This is a genomic window from Gluconobacter kondonii (assembly GCF_002723995.1).
In the GTDB taxonomy this organism is placed as follows: domain Bacteria; phylum Pseudomonadota; class Alphaproteobacteria; order Acetobacterales; family Acetobacteraceae; genus Gluconobacter; species Gluconobacter kondonii.
In genome coordinates this window covers 148,347-165,353 of sequence record NZ_BEWP01000004.1, presented here as the reverse complement: position 1 = coordinate 165,353, position 17,007 = coordinate 148,347, and the positions used below count along the sequence as shown (strand labels likewise).

Genomic DNA, 17,007 nt, shown 5'->3' with positions numbered 1-17,007 from the left:
CGTCCGGTCAGTCTTCGGCGAGGATCTGCCGACTGACCTTCACCTTTCCGACGCGACGGCGGTCCATTTCCAGAACCTCGAACAGCCATCCGCCAAACGCGACTTTGTCCCCACGTGCAGGAACGCGCCTGAGAAGCGCCAGCATGACACCGCCAAGGGTATGGTACCCTCCAGCGCCGGGGAGTTCCGGTAGGTTGAGGCGCGACCGCAGTTCATCCGCAGGCATGAAGCCCTCAAAGACATAATCGTCTTCGCCTTCGGCGGCCTGCAGTTCAGATGAAGAGGACTCCGTTTTTTCTTCGCCAACGATTGCTTCCAGAACGTCTGACGGCGTCACGATACCTTCGAACGAACCGTATTCGTCCAGAACGAACGTAATTCCGAGATTGACCCCGCGCATACGCTCGATCATGTCCTGTGCACTGAGACTGTCCGGGATGACAGGAGGCTCACGCAGGACTGCATCAACGGAAACAGGCAGTTTCAGAAGCAGCCGATCCATGATGTCCTTGGCAAGAATGACGCCGACCGGATGATCGACATCGCCTTCACAGACCACGATTCGGGCATATGAAGTCTGGCGCAGCTTGCGGATCAGTGTTTCCTGATCCGCATGTCTGTCGATCCAGAAGAGCTCATTGCGCGGCGTCATAATGGCTCTCACCGGGCGGTCCGCCAGACGCAGGAGGCGTTCGATCATGGCCTGCTCGTCAGTCTCGAGTACGCCTGCTCGTGCGCCTTCGGCCAGAACGGCTTTCAGTTCTTCTTCCGTCACGGCAGCGCGCGTCAGGGGGCCGATCCGAAGCGCCCGGAGAACCAGTGAGGATGTGCCGCTCAGCAGCCAGACAATCGGCTGCGCCACGCGCGCGACGCCAACCAGAAGCCAGGCCAGACGTGAAGCAATGGCTTCCGGTTGTTGCAGGGCAATCTGTTTGGGAATCAGTTCACCGAAAACCAGCATGGCGAAGGTGATGATTGCGACAACGAGAACCATCGAGATTTCGCTGGCAATCGGGCGCAGTGAGGGAATATCTGCAATCCAGGGTGTGACGGTACTTTCCATCTGGCTGCCGCCAAACGTACCTTCAAGAATGGAAACCAACGTCATGCCGACCTGAACAGTCGGCAGGAAGCTGTGCGGATCTTCCGCCAGACGGATTGCAGTTGTTGCTCCCCGGACTCCCTGCTTGGCCAAAACCTCAAGCCGTGGCCGTTTCGCCGAAATGAGAGCCATTTCTCCCATGGCAAACACGGCATTGAGGAAAATGAGCAGGCAGATAACAAGAATAGGGGTCAGCATGGTCCGGCCGGAATAATGAATGGTCAATCATAACAGGACGACTGACGGATGCCATGCCCTTCATTTGCTGAGTGTAGACGCGAGGCTTGTCCATAAAAAAACCGGCTCACAGGGAGCCGGTTTTTTCGTGCGGATTAAGCAGATCCGTTTTCAGTCTGCTGCGTCGGCAGCTTCTGAAACTGTATTGGCAGCGGGGCGACCGTTGACGCGGACACGCGGGCCACGGGCGGGCTTAGCGCCTGTGGAAATACGTTCCATCTGCTGCTGGACCTGCGCTTCATAGCCGTATTCGGCAGGGCGCTGGTTGGCGAGTGAGATTTCCGGAACCATCGGCTTTTCGGTCTCGGGGCCGAACAGGGCGACCTTCGCGATGTGCCAGGGGCGTGCGACAGCGTCCATGACGGCTGTGGATTCGTAACCGGAATGCACCATGCAGTCGGCGCATTTCTCATATGCGCCTGTGCCGTACTGCTCCCAGGCTGTGTCTTCCATCAGCTCCTTGAAGGTCTTGGCATAACCTTCGCCGAGCAGATAGCACGGACGCTGCCAGCCAAAGACCGTACGCAGCGGCTTGCCCCAAGGCGTGCAGTGATAGTTTTCATTGCCGGCCAGGAAGTTCAGGAACAGCGGGGACTGCGTGAAGCGCCATTTCTTGCCTTTTCCAAGGCGGAAAACGTCGCGGAAAAGCTGCTTTGTCTTCTGGCGGTTCAGGAAGTGCTCCTGATCCGGTGCGCGCTCGTAGGCGTAACCCGGAGCCGTCATGATGCCGTCAACGCCGAGGGCCATGACTTCATCGAAGAAGGCTGCGAGACGTTCGGGCACAACTCCGTCAAAGACGGTGCAGTTGATCGACACGCGGAAGCCACGGGATTTTGCAAGGCGGATGGCGGCTACGGCACGGTCATACACGCCGTCCTGACACACCGAGGCGTCATGCATCACCTGATCGCCGTCAAGGTGCACGTCCCAGGAGAAGAACGGGGAGGGCTCGTAATCGTCGAGCTTCTTTTCAAGCAGCAGGCCGTTCGTGCACAGATAGACGTATTTTTTGCGCCCGATCAAACCTTTGACGATCTGGGGCATTTCCTTGTGCAGGAGGGGTTCACCACCGGCGATTGCAATGACAGGAGCACCGGCTTCCGTGTCGGCATCCAGACATTCCTGAAGGCTGAGACGCTGGTTCAGGATCTGCGCGGGATAGTCGATCTTGCCGCAACCGGCGCATGCCAGATTGCAACGGAACAGCGGTTCGAGCATCAGGACCAGCGGATATCGCTTGCGGCCCGTGAGGTGCTGCTTGACAACGTACCGTCCGACTCGGACAGCCTGCATCAAAGGAACGGCCATTATAATCCTCTGGTTCTAGCCTCCGGAAGGTGCGTCCATCAGGGCGCCCGGGGCCTTGCACATCGTGGATGGCCCGTGGCCTCCTTTTCTGCCCCGGTGTTGAAAACCGGAAAACGTGAAGGACCATCGGGCGTTAGATTGACTGCCTATAGACCCATTGTCGTGTTCGCCTCAATGTCAGACGGCATATTTCGTACCGCCCCTGTGGCTAATCGAGCACAGATGGCTTTATGGATGCCAGAACCTGATACAGGGAACTTGATACATTGTGTCATGAACCTGATCTCTATGCCCGGAATTGTCTACCAGGACGAAAGTACGATCATGATTTGCCGTTTTTCCCCGAAAGTGACTCTGTCCCTTCTGTCTTCCTGCCTTCTGGTGGGACCTGTTGCGTTGACGGCGTTCTCTCCGGCAGCACGGGCCGATGAAGCGACTGTTGCCATGCCGGCGGATTCCGCCGCTGCCGTGGCGCCTGTTGCAGCTTTGTATGATGCTCTGAAGGCTGCCCAGAAGGCCGGGAAAACCGCCCAGCAGCGTGCGACCATGATCGCTCCTGCCGTGGATCATGCCTTTGATCTGGAAGCAATTCTCCGTCGTTCAGTCGGTGTGCGTTATAACAATCTCAGCCCCTCAGACCGTGCGCGTCTGCTGGGTTCGTTCCGTCAGTTCACGATCGCCCATTATGCTGCGTCGTTTAAGCCTCAGGCGCAGGCGGCTTTCACCGTCTCACCACAGACGCGACCGAATCCAACCGGAGGTGTGATTGTCGATACGACGATCGGCGGGACAGATGGCGCAGAGGCCGTTCCCATCGATTATATCATGACGAACAGTGCATCGGGCTGGCGGATTACGGACGTTCTGCTGAACGCCCATATCAGTCAGGTCGCTGCGCAGCGTTCCGATTTCGGAGGAGCTCTTAGCCAGGGCGGCGCCAACGGTCTGGCCGATCACCTAGACGACAAGACAGCCCATTTCCTGCATGACTGAGCACAGTCCCACGATGGCAGGCTTTCCCAAACGCGTTCGGGAAGGCTAGAACACCGTCGTGCCCTTACCTCTTACCATCGCAGCCAGCGTCTGTGCCCTTGTTTCTGCCGCTGGAAACCTACAGGCGCTGACTGGCGCTCTCCTGCTCGCCCGGTTTCGTCGCACGGAGCGCCGAGCGGATGACGCGCTGCGCCTGTCGGATCGGACATGGCCTTCCGTCACGGTCATGAAGCCTCTGCACGGCAACGAGCCGTTGCTGGAGGATGCGCTGGAAAGCGTGTTCACACAGGACTATTCCGATTTTCAGATCGTCTTTGGCGTACAGGACGCGCAGGACACGGCTCTGGCCGTTATTGAACGCCTTCGGTTGCGTTACCCGCAGGTTCCGGTCAGCGTGGTGGTCGATCCGCGCGAATATGGTCCGAACCGCAAGATCGGGAATCTGATGAACATGTACGGGGAGGCCCGTCATGACATTATCGTGATTTCCGACTCGGACATTCACGCCAGCCCCAATTATCTGCGTCATGTTGTGACGAGTCTGGAAGAGCAGGGGACCGGTCTGGTGACGACCCTGTATTCTGGCCGCCCTGCTGCCGGGACGCTCGTACAGCAGCTTGGTGCCTGTCAGATCAATCATAATTTCCTGCCCGGCGTCATGATGTCCCGTTTTCTCGGGCGTCAGGACTGTCTGGGCGCCACGATGGCCCTGCGGCGTCAGACCCTTGAAGAAATCGGTGGTCTTGAGGCACTGGTCGATCATGTGGCGGATGATGCCGAGTTGGGTCAGCTCATCCGGGCGCGGGGTGAAAACATCGCCATCGCCCCGACACTCACCCATACGACCGTGGGCGAACATTCGATCGGCGAACTTCTGGCGCATGAGCTGCGCTGGGGGCGGACCGTCAAGAATGTCGCGCCGGTTGGCTATGGTCTGTCATCCATTCAGCTTCCCCTGTTCTGGGCGGTAACGGCCGTGCTGTTCCGTCCGAATGCCTGGTGGACATGGCTCCTGCTGCTTCTGACATGGCTGCTCCGCGCCATTGGAAGCCGCATCATGGACCGTGCCACGGACTGTCCGCTCCCGAGTGTCATCCCGCTTCTTGTCGTCCGTGACTGGCTGTCTGCTGCCATTATGGTGGGCAGTGCGCGCGGATCGCGCGTTGCATGGCGGGGCAGAACGGTCCATATCGCCCGAAGAAAACGTAATTCCGTGTCCTGCGCCCCCTCGCTCCAGGCCGGCGCCACCCGAAAGAGTGTCCGATCATGATGAGAACCCTTTTTCTCCAGCCTCCCTCCTTTGACGGCTTCGACGGTGGCGCGGGCTCCCGCTACCAGGCGAAGCGCGAGATCAAGTCCTTCTGGTTTCCGACCTGGCTGGCCCAGCCCGCTGCGCTCGTTCCCGGATCGCGTCTGATTGATGCGCCGCCCGCCAAGATGGGCATGGATCCCATCCTTGAAGACGTGAAAAACCGCGACCTCGTCGTCATCCATACGTCCACGCCGTCCTTCGCGTCTGACGTTCGCGTGGCGCAGATGATCAAGGATGCCAATCCGAAGATCATGATCGGCATGGTTGGCGCCAAGGTTGCCGTTCAGCCGACCGAGAGCATGGAGAAGGGTAGCCCGATCGACTTCGTCGCTCGCAACGAGTTCGATTTCACCATCAAGGAAATCGCCGAAGGCAAGCCGCTCGCGGAAGTGGACGGCATCACCTGGCGCAACGAGAAGGGTGAGATCATCGCGAACAAGGATCGCGCGATGATCGAGGACATGGACAGCCTGCCGTTCGTGACCGAGGTTTACAAGCGTGACCTCAACATCAACGACTATTTCATCGGCTATCTGAAGCACCCCTACATCTCGATCTATACGGGCCGTGGCTGTAAGTCGCGCTGCACGTTCTGCCTGTGGCCGCAGACGGTTGGCGGCCATCGCTACCGCACCCGCAGCCCCGAGCATGTGGCTGCCGAAGTGCGTCTGGCCAAGCAGTACTTCCCCGAAGTGCAGGAATTCATGTTCGATGATGACACCTTCACGGACGATCTGCCCCGCGCCGAAGCCATCGCCCGCGAAATGGGCAAGCTCGGCGTCACATGGTCCTGCAACGCTAAGGCCAATGTTCCTTACGACACCCTGAAGGTTCTCAAGGAAAACGGCCTGCGCCTGCTGCTCGTCGGGTATGAGAGTGGCAACCAGCAGATCCTTCACAACATCAAGAAGGGCATGCTGGTCGAAACGGCCAAGGAATTCACGCGCAACTGCCACAAGCTGGGTATCAAGATCCACGGCACCTTCATCGTCGGCCTGCCGGGCGAGACGAAGGAGACCATTCAGGAGACGATCCAGTTCGCCAAAGAGATCAACCCGCATACCCTGCAGGTTTCTCTGGCCGCGCCGTATCCCGGCACGTTCCTGCACAAGCAGGCGACGGAAAATGGCTGGCTGAACGAGGCGGAAGCCGAACTGATCGATGAGAGTGGCGTGCAGATTGCACCGCTGCATTATCCGCATCTGTCGCATACGGAAATCTTCGAAAGCGTCGAGGAGTTCTACCGTAAGTTCTACTTCCGTGGCTCCAAGATCGCTTCCATCGTCAACGAGATGATCCGCAGCCCGCAGATGATGAAGCGTCGTCTGCGCGAAGGTGTGGAGTTCTTCCAGTTCCTCAAGGACCGTCACGCCGCCTGAGCGGCGCGCGCCTGACGTATTATTTTTCAGGGGTCATGGCGCATGTCATGACCCCTTTTTTTGTGAGATCTGCCATGACATCCAGTTCCCTGCGTCGCGCCATCGTCTCTGCCGATGATTTTGGCATGAGCCTCGAAGTCAACGAGGCTATCGAACAGGCTCATCGCAACGGCATCCTGTCCACGGCCAGTCTGATGGTTGCCGGAGATGCCGCCGAGGATGCCATCCGGCGAGCGAAGACGATGCCGGATCTGAAAGTCGGGCTGCATGTGGTGGCGATCGAGGGTAAGTCCGTGCTCGATCAGCCTGCCATTACGGACGAGCAGGGATGGTTCGGGCGGAACCAGCTTCGTCTGGGTGTGGAGTATTTTTTCAGCCCGCAGGCCCGAAGCGCTCTGCGTCGGGAAATCGAATCTCAGTTCCGGGCTTTCACGGCAAGCGGACTGACGCTCGATCATGCCAATGCCCACAAACACATGCATCTACATCCGACCGTGGGGCGCTTTCTGATCGAGTCAGGTCTGGAGCATCGGGTACGGGCGGTCCGCTCGCCATTTGAGCCGCCAGAGCCTGTCGAAGCCAACGACACGCTGGGAGACCGCGCCCTGCGTCACTGGATCGGCGTACTGCGTCACCAGATCCGCAAGGCAGGGCTGAAAACCAATGACTGGTGTTTCGGGCTGCGCTGGTCCGGCCATATGACGCCGGAGCGTATCCGCGGACTCATTCCGCGTCTGCCAGTGGGCACGAGTGAAATCTATTTTCACCCCGCCACGGCTCAGGACGCCATGATGAAGCGCTTCATGCCGGGTTATGAGCAGGAGGGCGAACTGGCCGCGCTTCTGGACCCGGCTGTGCGGGAGGCATTCGACCGGTATGGGATCACCCGCATTGGCTGGGCCGATCTCTAAGACCGGCCCAATGACACGTCTCAGGCCGTCAGCGTGAACGTCTCGGTCGGGCGGGCGCCGTAACGGGTGATGATCTCACCGGCAGCCTGATTGCCCAGCTTCGCGCAGGTCACGAGGTCGTGCTTCTTGCTCAGACCGGCCAGGAAGCCTGCTGCGAACGCATCGCCAGCGCCCGTGGTGTCCACGACCTTCACTTCGGTTGTCGGAACGTCATGGCGCTCGCCTTCGCCAATCACGACCGCACCCTTTTCGCTGCGCGTGATGACGGCCAGCTTGGTTTCAGCGGCAACCTGCGTGACGGCTTCTTCGAAATCCGTGACTTCGTACAGAGCCAGAAGTTCGGCCTCGTTGGCGAACAGGATGTCCACATGGCCCGCCACAAGCTCGTGGAAGGCCGCGCGATGGCGTTCCACGCAGAACGTGTCGGACAGCGTCAGGGCGACCTGACGGCCAGCCTTGCGGGCCAGACGGGCTGCGTGTTCGAATGCTTCCTGAGCCTGCGGTTTGTCGTACAGATAGCCTTCCAGATAGGTGATGGCCGCATCCGCCACGACGGATTCATGCACGTCCTCGGGGGTGAACTCCGTGCAGGCGCCGAGATAGGTGAACATCGTGCGTTGGCCTTCGGGCGTCACCAGAACGATACAGCGTGCGGTCGGCGTGCCATCGGCGGCCGGAAGCGGCTCGGACGGAAAGGTGATGCCCTGTTCGCGGATGTCGCGCGTGAAATGGTCACCAGTTTCATCAGCCGTGACCTTGCCGAGATAGGCCACTTTTGCCCCCATACGGGCCGCCACGACGGCCGTGTTGGCGCCAGAGCCGCCACCTGTCACGTTTTCGATATCTACGCGGCTTTCGATGGCATGCGCCGTGGCAGCGTCGATCAGGGTCATGCTCCCGGCAGCAGCGCCAAGCCCGTCGATCAGGTCCTGGCCCACAGGGGCGAGAACGTCGACGATGGCATTGCCGATACACAGAAGGTCATGCTGGGGTGCAGACATTGGAACTCCGGTCAGGTCGCTGAAAACTTCAGAAAAAAACATTTAACGGGCAGGCTGCGCCATTAAATCAACACGATCATAGGTGCCCTCTTGGTTCACGCCAACTCCCGGTGACCCCGACGCCGTTTTCATCCGTGAGATTTTGTCACATTTATGGAAATGCGCGTCTTGTCCCGCCGGGTCGTGAGCGTGTAGCCTTGTCGAAAGACCGGCTCCCGAATGCTCTGTCTGCGAGCGTCCAGTTCTCGCAATGGATTTTCCGGGAGACGTCCGAGACAGAATTAGAGTGTTCTTTTCCAGATCCGCAGCGGGGTTTCCTTGTTCAGAAGACGCAAACCGGAAGATGACTCCAAGCCTGTCGAGAACGGCAAACTTGCAGGTCAGCCCATTTTCCCCAACCGGCCGGACGCTCCCAGCCAGACGGCTCCCGCGTCAGGATCCGGATCGCCCTCCAGTGCCAAACCTGCCCAGCAGCCCAACCAGCAGAAGGACCCCGCGCCCATGGGTCGTACCCCTTTCCCGGCACCGCCGTCTTCCAATTCTCCGACGGGCGTAACGCCGGCAGGGGCACCGCGCCCCGGTGTGGCCGCCGTTCCGGGCGCACCGCGCCAGACCGGCCCAGAGCGTCGTACGCTTGTTGTCGGCCGTGGCATCAGCGTTCAGGGCTCCGTGCAGGACGCCGAACGCCTCGTTGTTGAAGGCACGGTCGAGTCCAGCATGATCCATGCTGCCGAGCTTCAGGTCACGCATGGCGGCGTGTTCCGGGGCGGCGTTGAGGTTGAAGACGCGGAACTGGCTGGCACGATCGACGGCACCCTGACCGTCAATGGAAGCCTCACGATCCGCGCGACCGGTCGCCTTATTGGCAAGGTGAAGTGCCGCCGCCTTCAGGTTGAAGATGGAGGTCAGATCACGGGCCAGCTCGAAATGATCACGGATGGCGCATCGGCACGTCCGGCTGTGAGCGAGGCCGCCAAGGCTGAGCCTGCCGCCGGTGAAGGTGCCAGCGAAGCCCCCTGATCCGTTATCGCGGACCAGCAGAAAGGCCCGTTCCCTCATCGGGACGGGCTTTTTTGTGTCCGGTCCGGACCTTCCGGCGGCAGAGCAACAGACAGGGCCGCCCCGACAGGAGAAATCCCCTTCATGACATCCCGTCTGCTCTCCACGTTTGCTGTGGCACTGCTATGCGCGCCATTAGCCGCATCTGCTCAGGGCTTTTTCGGTCAGAATACTGCACCCCACAGCACGCATGGCATGCCAGCACAGTGTGACAATGCGCGTTTCCTCGCCGATCAGCAGGGACTGGAACAGAGCGGCCCGACTGGCATCGACCTGCCCGAGCATCTGTGCGGGCAGGTTCTGGCGGTCTCCCCCAGAGCAAAACGCACCCGCAGCGGCTGGCACGGCTATTTCTATCTGTCGGTCGGGCAGGGGGTCTCCATCCGGATCGTCTCCGATCTGGACCAGATGAACGCGCCACAATGGCCCTGGGTCAGCAAGGGCGATCAGGTTGAGGTGCAGGGGCGTTACTATTACGACAGCCTGCGCCGCCAGGGCGTGGACTGGACCCATCATGGCACAGGTCGCAAATGGCCCTGGTCCGGCTATGTCGTGGTGAACGGTACCCGCTACCAGTAACAAAAAAGGCCCGTGAGACACTGTCTCACGGGCCTTTTCTGGGGTGCAAGGCTTCAGCTTGCCGCTTCGTCTTTCTTCGAAGCGCCATCCTCGCCCTTGGTGTCATCCTTGCCTTCGAGAATATCGAAGTCGAGTGCGCCGTTCTTCATGCCGATCCGAACGGCACCGCCCTGAGCCAGCCGTCCGAAAAGCAGTTCTTCGGCCAGAGGCTTCTTGATGTATTCCTGAATGACGCGTCCCAGCGGGCGCGCGCCATACAGGCGGTCATAACCGCGCTCGGCGAGCCATTCCTTGGCGCTCGAGGAAATCTCGATCGTCACATGGCGGTCGGCAAGCTGGGCTTCGAGCTGAAGCACGAACTTCTCGACCACGCGGCCTACGGTCTCCGGCGTCAGGTTGGCGAAGGGAATGATCGCGTCCAGACGGTTACGGAATTCCGGTGTGAACAGGCGTTTAACCGCCTCTTCGTCCTCGCCGCTCCGCGCCGTCCGTCCAAACCCGATTGCTTCCTTGGATAGGTCCGCTGCGCCCGCATTGGTGGTCATGATTAGGATCACGTTGCGGAAATCAACGACCTTGCCGTTGTGATCCGTCAGGCGACCATGATCCATGACCTGAAGCAGGACATTGAACAGGTCCGGATGGGCCTTCTCGATTTCGTCCAGCAGCAGGACCGCATGCGGATGCTGGTCGATCGCATCCGTTAGCAGGCCGCCCTGATCGAACCCGACATAGCCCGGAGGCGCACCGATCAGACGCGAGATCGAATGACGCTCCATGTATTCGGACATGTCGAAGCGGATCAGCTCAATCCCGAGCGAGTTGGAAAGCTGCTTGGCGACTTCTGTTTTGCCGACGCCCGTGGGGCCGGAGAACAGATAATTGCCGATCGGCTTTTCCGCATCGCGCAGTCCGGCACGGGACAGCTTGATCGCCGCGGCCAGTGCGTCGATCGCCTTGTCCTGTCCGAAGACCATGTTCCGCAGGTCCCGTTCCAGATGGCGAAGGGTCTCGCGGTCATCGGCCGAAACGCTTTTGGGCGGGATGCGGGCGATCTTGGCGATGGCCTCTTCTACGTCCTTCAGCGTCACGGTCTTGCGGCGTTTGTTCTCGGGGATAAGCATCCGTGCAGCACCAACTTCGTCGATCACGTCGATCGCCTTGTCTGGCAGCTTGCGGTCATGGACGTACTTGGCCGCAAGTTCGACTGCACCACGGAGCGCTTCTTCCGTGTAGCGGACCTTGTGATGCTTTTCGTATGTGCCTTTCAAGCCGCGGAGAATTTTGATTGCGTCTTCAACCGAGGGCTCCGGCACATCGATTTTCTGGAAGCGGCGGACAAGCGCCCGGTCCTTCTCGAAATGCTGACGGAACTCTTTATAGGTTGTCGAGCCGATGCAGCGCAGCGTCCCCGCAGCCAAGGCAGGCTTGAGCAGGTTGGACGCATCCATTGCCCCACCCGAAGTCGCACCTGCGCCAATCACGGTGTGGATTTCGTCGATGAACAGGATGGCGCCAGGTGTCTGGTCCATTTCCGTCACCACGGCTTTCAGCCGCTCTTCGAAATCGCCGCGATAGCGCGTGCCGGCCACAAGCGAGCCCATATCCAGCGAGTAGATCGTGCTGTTCAGCAGAACGTCCGGCACTTCGCCTTCCACGATCCGCTTTGCCAGACCTTCGGCAATCGCCGTCTTGCCGACGCCGGGATCGCCTACATAAAGCGGGTTGTTCTTCGTGCGACGGCACAGGATCTGGATGGTGCGCTCGATCTCCTGATCGCGACCGATCAGCGGATCGATCCGCCCTTCACGCGCACGTTCGTTCAGATCGACGCAATAGGTCGCCAGAGCGCCTTCCTTGGTCGTTTCCTTACGCTCTTCGCGTTCAGATGTGTCTTTGGAAGCCGCCGCCGGACGACGCCCTGCGCCACGATCAGGTGCTTTGGCAATGCCGTGCGAGATGAAGTTGACCGCATCAAGTCGCGTCATGTCCTGCAATTGCAGAAAATAGACGGCGTGACTTTCACGTTCGGCAAACAGAGCCACAAGCACGTTTGCGCCCGTAACCTCGTCGCGCCCCGTGCTCTGCACATGGATGGCCGCGCGCTGGATCACGCGCTGGAAAGCAGCGGTCGGTTTGGGTTCCGTCGGACGTTCCGCCGCTAGTCCGGCCAGATCCTTGTCCAGGAAATCCGTCAGATCGGAGCGCAGCTTGTCGAGATCGATGCCGCAGGCCCGGAAGACCGTCAGAGCATCGTCGTCTTCTGTCAGCGCGAGCAGAAGATGTTCGAGGGTTGCATATTCGTGACGCCGGTCACCTGCGAATGTCAGGGCGCGGTGGAGTGTCTGTTCGAGCGTACGGGACAGCATGTGATGGCGCTCCTCTCGACCTCTCGTGGGAAAGGTATCTTGTCGCGGAGTAACGTGTAACGCCAGTCAGAAACGCAGATGGAAACAAGAAATTATCCTGCATCCGGGCCTTTCTGCCTGTCAGACGGATCAGTCTTTCTCGATCGTGCACTGAAGGGGGTGCTGGTTCTGGCGGGCCAGATCCATCACTTGTGTTACCTTGCTTTCAGCCACTTCATAGGTGAACACCCCGCAGACTCCGACGCCGCGCTGGTGAACCTGAAGCATGACGGACGTTGCCTCGTCCCGGGTCTTGGCAAAGAAGCGCTCCAACACATGCACCACGAACTCCATGGGCGTGTAGTCGTCGTTGAGCATCAGAACCTTGTACATGGAAGGTTTGCGCGTCCGGGTTCTGGGGCGCACCACCACGCTGACGTCAAGGTCCTGATCCCCGTCTCTCCTGTCCGGCCCATGAGGGGGAATGGAGTCGGGAGACTCCGGCCCCATACGGGCTGGACTCCGTAAAGACGCGACACCGGAAAGGCCGTTTGGACAGGGGGGAAGATCGTAAGAAGACATGACGGGTATGATATGGTGCGAATTTCGGTCTTGAGAAGGGCTGCAAGCCCCTGAAATAAGGTTTTTATGCGTCGGGTGCCACGATGCTGCCTCCTTTCCGCCCTGCTTACGAAAAATTAAGGAAAGTCCTTCAAAGCTGGTGGACGGGAAGTTTTCAATGCGCCTAGACTGCCTGTCATGCAGGTGGCTCCAGAGCCAGAAATCCTTCCCGAGACGACGTTCCGTTCAGAGGCTGTCAGTAGATGCGTTTCCCGTTCCAGAAAGCTTTTCTGTTATGCGCCATGACAACCATGGGGCTGGGATCGGCGAAGGCGCAATATGCCGGACACGTCTCAAGCTATGTGATGGATGCCAAGACAGGTGCCGTTCTGTCTGCGACGGATGCCGAACTGCAACGGTACCCCGCGTCCCTGACAAAGCTCATGACGCTCTATCTGACATTCCGTGCCCTTGAGGCGCATCAGATTACGCTGGACGAGCAGGTTCCGGTGTCCATCCACGCCTCCATTCAGGCTCCATCAAAGCTGGGTCTTGTGCCGGGAACGAAGCTGACGGTGGAGCAGGGCATTCTGGGGCTGGTCACGAAATCCGCCAATGATGCTGCCTGTGCTCTCGGTGAGTTCCTTGGCGGTGGAGACGAAGTGCGTTTCGCCCAGCTCATGACGCAGCAGGCGCGGGCGCTGGGGATGGTCAATACGACCTTCCGCAATGCTTCCGGTCTGCCTGACCCGGACCAGGTTACGACAGCTCATGATCTGGCCCTGCTGTCGCAGCATCTGATTGCGGATTTTCCCCAGTACTATCACTATTTCAACGTTCCCTCCTTTTATTTCCATCGCCGCATGGTTCCGAATCATGATCCGATGCTGAAAATCTATGCGGGTGCTGACGGTCTCAAGACGGGCTACACCGATCTGGCTGGCCACAATCTCATTACCTCTGCCCAGCGCGGCAATGTTCGCCTGATCGGTGTGGTCATGGGGTCTTCCAGTAATGCGCGTCGTTCCATGGAAATGGTGGCACTGCTCGACAAGGGGTTTGCTGATGAAGGTGTCGCGCCTCAGCCGCTGCTTCATCCGGCTGCACCCTCCGGTATCCTGATGGCATCTGCCCGTCGTCGTGGCCGTTTCCACCATGGTTTCCTGCTGGCGTCTTCGCGCCCTATGGAGGTCGCAGATGCGCCGACGACGCCGCGTCGTTATGGCCGGATTTCGCACCATGGGGCTGCTGTACGCATGGTCAGCGTGCGCCATGTCGTTGCTCACAAAAAGCACTCCCGGCACAGCTGATCCTGAAAATCTGACCTGCCGCCTTGCGATCCAGCCCGGACAGACGCATTTTGTCCGGGCTTTTTGAAGATTGAAGGATCGGGCAGCAGGTATGGATCATGCACGGGGTATCGTTCTCTACGATCAGGACGATTTCAAACATCTGCATCGTGTTGGCCGTCTGACGGCAGAGGCGCTGGACATGATCACGCCCCATGTGCAGCCCGGCGTGACCACGGAAGAGCTGAACCAGCTGATTCATGATTTCACGCTTGCCCATGGCGCGACCCCCGCTCCGCTGAACTATCGCGGTTATCCGAAATCCTGCTGTATTTCGATCAACCATGTCGTGTGTCACGGCATTCCGGGCCCGAAGAAGTTGTCCAACGGCGACATCGTGAATATTGACGTCACCTCCATTCTGGATGGCTGGTACGGCGACAGTTCACGCATGTATGTCGTGGGCAAGGCGCCGAAGAAGGCCGAAAATCTGGTCGATGTGACGTATGAGGCCCTGATGCGCGGGATTGCTCAGGTGCGTCCCGGCAAGACGCTTGGCGATATCGGTCATGCCATTCAGGAATATGCGGAAGCCAACCGTTTCTCCATCGTGCGGGATTTCTGCGGTCATGGCATCGGACGGGATTTCCATGCCGAGCCGAATGTCCTGCATTACGGCCGTCCGGGTGAGGGTGTGAAGCTTGTGGAGGGCATGGTTTTCACGATCGAACCCATGCTGAATATCGGCCGTCCGGACGTAAAAATTCTTGATGACGGCTGGACAGCCGTAACCCGTGACCGCACCCTGTCTGCCCAGTTCGAGCATCAGGTCGGCGTGACGGCTGATGGTTGCGAAATTTTCACCCTGTCCCCCAAAGGCTACACCAAGCCCCCTTATGGAGAGACCGCATGAGAGCGTTTTCGCTTCTTCTCGCCACGGCCCTGATCAGTGGCACGACGCTTGCCAATGCGGCTCCGCAGGCGCTGAGTTCGGCGCATGATCCGCTGGCTTTCGGTCCGGATAATGTCAGCGCGGGTGTGCTGACATCAGGCCGTCATGGCATGGTGGTCTCGGCGCAGCATCTCGCCTCCGATGCCGGTGCGAAAATCCTTGCTCAGGGTGGCAATGCCGTCGATGCGGCCGTGGCCGTCGGTTATGCTCTGGCCGTGGTTTATCCCGCAGCAGGGAATATCGGGGGCGGCGGGTTTATGACCCTGCGTCTGAAAACCGGTCAGACGATCTTCATCGATTTCCGTGAACATGCGCCTGCCGCTGCCACCGCTACGATGTATCAGGACGCTTCGGGTAAGGTCATTCCGGGTCTGTCCACTGAAGGCTGGAAAGCCGTTGCGGTTCCGGGCACGGTCGCCGGACTGGATTCCATTCTGCAGAAATGGGGACATCTGCCGCGCGCCAAGGTGATGGCACCGGCGATTGCACTGGCCCGGGATGGCTTCGTTCTGAACCAGGGCGATGCAGACCTTCTGCACACCTCGACGCGCTATTTCCAGCATGACCCCTATGCCCGCGCGTTCTATCTGCGTCCTGATGGCACTCCGCTTCAGGTGGGTGACCGTTTGGTCCAGAAGGATCTGGCGGACTCGCTGGAGCTGATCTCGAAAGAGGGGCCGAAAGCGTTCTATGATGGTCCGATCGCGAAAGAGATCGTACGCGCCAGCACCGAAGGCGGCGGGATTCTTCAGCTTTCCGATTTCCAGAACTATCATATCCGTCATCTTGAGCCGATCCGCTGCACGTATCGGGGCTATACGATCGATACGGCTCCCCCGCCGAGCGGTGGTGGCGTTGCGCTCTGCGAAATCCTGAACATTCTCTCCGGCTATGACATGCATGCGCTCGGCCTGCACACGGCGCCCGCCGTACAGCGCGAGGTCGAGGCCATGCGTCATGCCTATTCCGACCGGCGCGATCTGGGCGATCCGGATTTCGTGCATAATCCCGTCGAGCATCTGATCGACCCGGCTTACGCCTATCAGATCCGACAGGGCATCCCGACCGATCATGCTCTTGCGTCCAGTACCCTCAGAGCAGGAGAAGCGCTCCCCGCACCTGTCGCGCAGGCGGCCCCGGACACGCAGGAAAAGCACGAGACGACACAGTTTTCCGTGCTCGATCATGAGGGGACGGCCGTTTCGGCAACCTATACGCTCAATGGCTGGTTCGGCGCGGGTGTGATGGGTGGCCATACTGGCATCTGGATGAACGACGAGATGGATGATTTCTCGTCCAAACCGGGTGCGCCCAACATGTTCGGCATTGTCGGTTCGGAAGCCAATGCGATTGCGCCGGGCAAGACGCCGCTATCTTCGATGTCGCCCTCCATCGTTTCGCGCGATGGCAAGGTCGTTATGGTAATCGGCAGCCCAGGTGGTTCGCGCATTCCGACAATTACGCTCTCCGCCATTCTCGGGGTGATCGATTACGGGCTGGATATCCGTCAGGCCATCGACCTGCCGCGAATCCATGAACAGTGGGAGCCCTCCGCTGTTGAGCTTGAGCAGGGCGCGCTGTCTGACACGGCTATGCAGACTCTCAAGGCCGAAGGGTATGCCCTGTCGCCCCATCGCCCGTGGGGTGTGGCGGAAGGCATCCTTGCCGATCGTCCGAGCCTGAAGGCCCCGAAGACCGGTCTGATCTATGGTGCAGCCGACCCGCGGCACATGGGCGGTGCGGCTGTCGGCGAATAAGACGCTGGAATGAGGGCGCACTCTGATGATTGGGGGTTGTCAGACACCCCTGTCTCCGTGTTAGGAGAACGCCGGGAGGTCGGCTTTGGACGGATACCTTGCCAACCCGGTCAGGTCCGGAAGGAAGCAGCCGCAGTGAGTTTTATCCGGGTTGAATGTCCGGCCTCCTACCTCACACAGTTACCGGACGCTCTTTTTCATGCAGCGTCCCGACCGTTT

General features: G+C 59.6%; 14 protein-coding genes and 1 other RNA gene. 10 read left to right on the top strand and 5 right to left on the bottom strand.

Translation table 11 applies throughout. From position 1 onward, the window contains the following. Positions 1–7: 7 nt before the first annotated feature. A complete protein-coding gene (locus tag GKO01_RS06135) occupies positions 8–1,300 on the bottom strand; it encodes a hemolysin family protein (RefSeq protein WP_099286251.1) in 1,293 nt (430 codons plus the stop codon). Positions 1,301–1,450: 150 nt separating this feature from the next. Then, positions 1,451–2,647, bottom strand: coding sequence for an adenosyl-hopene transferase HpnH (hpnH, locus tag GKO01_RS06130; RefSeq protein ID WP_099286250.1), 1,197 nt, complete (start codon positions 2,645–2,647; stop codon positions 1,451–1,453). A 273-nt stretch (positions 2,648–2,920) separates the two neighbouring features. Between hpnH and GKO01_RS06125 the strand changes: the two genes are divergently transcribed. From GKO01_RS06125 to hpnK, 4 genes are all read left to right on the top strand, one after another. After that, complete coding sequence (locus GKO01_RS06125; RefSeq protein WP_244901350.1) at positions 2,921–3,640, top strand: ABC transporter substrate-binding protein; 720 nt, start codon at positions 2,921–2,923, stop codon at positions 3,638–3,640. A 58-nt stretch (positions 3,641–3,698) separates the two neighbouring features. Further along, positions 3,699–4,910 (top strand): bacteriohopanetetrol glucosamine biosynthesis glycosyltransferase HpnI, encoded by a 1,212-nt coding sequence (gene hpnI, locus GKO01_RS06120; RefSeq protein WP_099286249.1) that lies wholly within the window; start codon positions 3,699–3,701, stop codon positions 4,908–4,910. Further along, the gene (hpnJ, locus tag GKO01_RS06115) at positions 4,907–6,331 is read left to right on the top strand and encodes a hopanoid biosynthesis associated radical SAM protein HpnJ (protein ID WP_099286248.1); all 1,425 of its coding nucleotides are present in this window, start codon (positions 4,907–4,909) and stop codon (positions 6,329–6,331) included. The genes hpnI and hpnJ overlap by 4 nt, the downstream gene beginning before the upstream one ends. Positions 6,332–6,405: 74 nt before the next feature. After that, a complete protein-coding gene (gene hpnK / locus GKO01_RS06110) occupies positions 6,406–7,242 on the top strand; it encodes a hopanoid biosynthesis-associated protein HpnK (protein ID WP_099286343.1) in 837 nt (278 codons plus the stop codon). Between the two features lie 20 nt (positions 7,243–7,262). Here the strand turns inward: hpnK and GKO01_RS06105 are convergent, their stop codons facing one another. Further along, entirely contained in the window at positions 7,263–8,243 is a 981-nt protein-coding gene (locus GKO01_RS06105; RefSeq protein WP_099286247.1) for an adenosine kinase, read from the bottom strand. 318 nt (positions 8,244–8,561) lie between these two features. On the opposite strand from GKO01_RS06105, the gene GKO01_RS06095 reads away from it, so the two are divergent. Together GKO01_RS06095 and GKO01_RS06090 are read left to right on the top strand one after the other, a co-directional pair. Then, positions 8,562–9,263: a bactofilin family protein gene (locus tag GKO01_RS06095; protein ID WP_241009576.1), complete on the top strand. Its 702-nt coding sequence runs from the start codon at positions 8,562–8,564 to the stop codon at positions 9,261–9,263. Positions 9,264–9,386: 123 nt separating this feature from the next. After that, positions 9,387–9,881, top strand: a complete 495-nt coding sequence (locus GKO01_RS06090; protein WP_099286245.1) for a DUF3465 domain-containing protein — start codon at positions 9,387–9,389, stop codon at positions 9,879–9,881. Between the two features lie 53 nt (positions 9,882–9,934). Here the strand turns inward: GKO01_RS06090 and clpA are convergent, their stop codons facing one another. Continuing rightward, positions 9,935–12,250: an ATP-dependent Clp protease ATP-binding subunit ClpA gene (gene clpA, locus GKO01_RS06085; RefSeq protein ID WP_099286244.1), complete on the bottom strand. Its 2,316-nt coding sequence runs from the start codon at positions 12,248–12,250 to the stop codon at positions 9,935–9,937. Between the two features lie 129 nt (positions 12,251–12,379). Next, a complete protein-coding gene (gene clpS / locus GKO01_RS06080) occupies positions 12,380–12,811 on the bottom strand; it encodes an ATP-dependent Clp protease adapter ClpS (RefSeq protein ID WP_244901349.1) in 432 nt (143 codons plus the stop codon). Positions 12,812–13,053: 242 nt separating this feature from the next. On the opposite strand from clpS, the gene GKO01_RS06075 reads away from it, so the two are divergent. The 4 genes from GKO01_RS06075 to ffs all read left to right on the top strand — a co-directional run bounded on the left by GKO01_RS06075 (position 13,054) and on the right by ffs (position 16,959). Then, a complete protein-coding gene (locus GKO01_RS06075) occupies positions 13,054–14,100 on the top strand; it encodes a D-alanyl-D-alanine carboxypeptidase family protein (RefSeq protein WP_099286243.1) in 1,047 nt (348 codons plus the stop codon). Positions 14,101–14,191: 91 nt separating this feature from the next. Further along, positions 14,192–14,992, top strand: coding sequence for a type I methionyl aminopeptidase (gene map, locus GKO01_RS06070; RefSeq protein WP_099286242.1), 801 nt, complete (start codon positions 14,192–14,194; stop codon positions 14,990–14,992). Beyond that, positions 14,989–16,788: a gamma-glutamyltransferase gene (gene ggt / locus GKO01_RS06065; protein ID WP_099286241.1), complete on the top strand. Its 1,800-nt coding sequence runs from the start codon at positions 14,989–14,991 to the stop codon at positions 16,786–16,788. Before map ends, ggt begins: the two co-directional genes overlap by 4 nt. Positions 16,789–16,862: 74 nt before the next feature. After that, positions 16,863–16,959, top strand: an RNA gene (gene ffs, locus GKO01_RS06060) — signal recognition particle sRNA small type. Positions 16,960–17,007: the final 48 nt, after the last annotated feature.

What these genes read in the sequence shown, in the direction of transcription:
- GKO01_RS06105 (WP_099286247.1), bottom strand. Translation starts at nt 8,243, where the DNA reads ATGTCTGCACCCCAGCATGACCTTCTGTGTATCGGCAATGCCATCGTC.
- hpnJ (WP_099286248.1), top strand. Translation starts at nt 4,907, where the DNA reads ATGATGAGAACCCTTTTTCTCCAGCCTCCCTCCTTTGACGGCTTCGAC.
- hpnH (WP_099286250.1), bottom strand. Translation starts at nt 2,647, where the DNA reads ATGGCCGTTCCTTTGATGCAGGCTGTCCGAGTCGGACGGTACGTTGTC.
- GKO01_RS06075 (WP_099286243.1), top strand. Translation starts at nt 13,054, where the DNA reads ATGCGTTTCCCGTTCCAGAAAGCTTTTCTGTTATGCGCCATGACAACC.
- GKO01_RS06090 (WP_099286245.1), top strand. Translation starts at nt 9,387, where the DNA reads ATGACATCCCGTCTGCTCTCCACGTTTGCTGTGGCACTGCTATGCGCG.
- GKO01_RS06135 (WP_099286251.1), bottom strand. Translation starts at nt 1,300, where the DNA reads ATGCTGACCCCTATTCTTGTTATCTGCCTGCTCATTTTCCTCAATGCC.
- hpnK (WP_099286343.1), top strand. Translation starts at nt 6,406, where the DNA reads ATGACATCCAGTTCCCTGCGTCGCGCCATCGTCTCTGCCGATGATTTT.
- clpA (WP_099286244.1), bottom strand. Translation starts at nt 12,250, where the DNA reads ATGCTGTCCCGTACGCTCGAACAGACACTCCACCGCGCCCTGACATTC.
- map (WP_099286242.1), top strand. Translation starts at nt 14,192, where the DNA reads ATGGATCATGCACGGGGTATCGTTCTCTACGATCAGGACGATTTCAAA.
- GKO01_RS06125 (WP_244901350.1), top strand. Translation starts at nt 2,921, where the DNA reads ATGAACCTGATCTCTATGCCCGGAATTGTCTACCAGGACGAAAGTACG.
- ggt (WP_099286241.1), top strand. Translation starts at nt 14,989, where the DNA reads ATGAGAGCGTTTTCGCTTCTTCTCGCCACGGCCCTGATCAGTGGCACG.
- clpS (WP_244901349.1), bottom strand. Translation starts at nt 12,811, where the DNA reads ATGTCTTCTTACGATCTTCCCCCCTGTCCAAACGGCCTTTCCGGTGTC.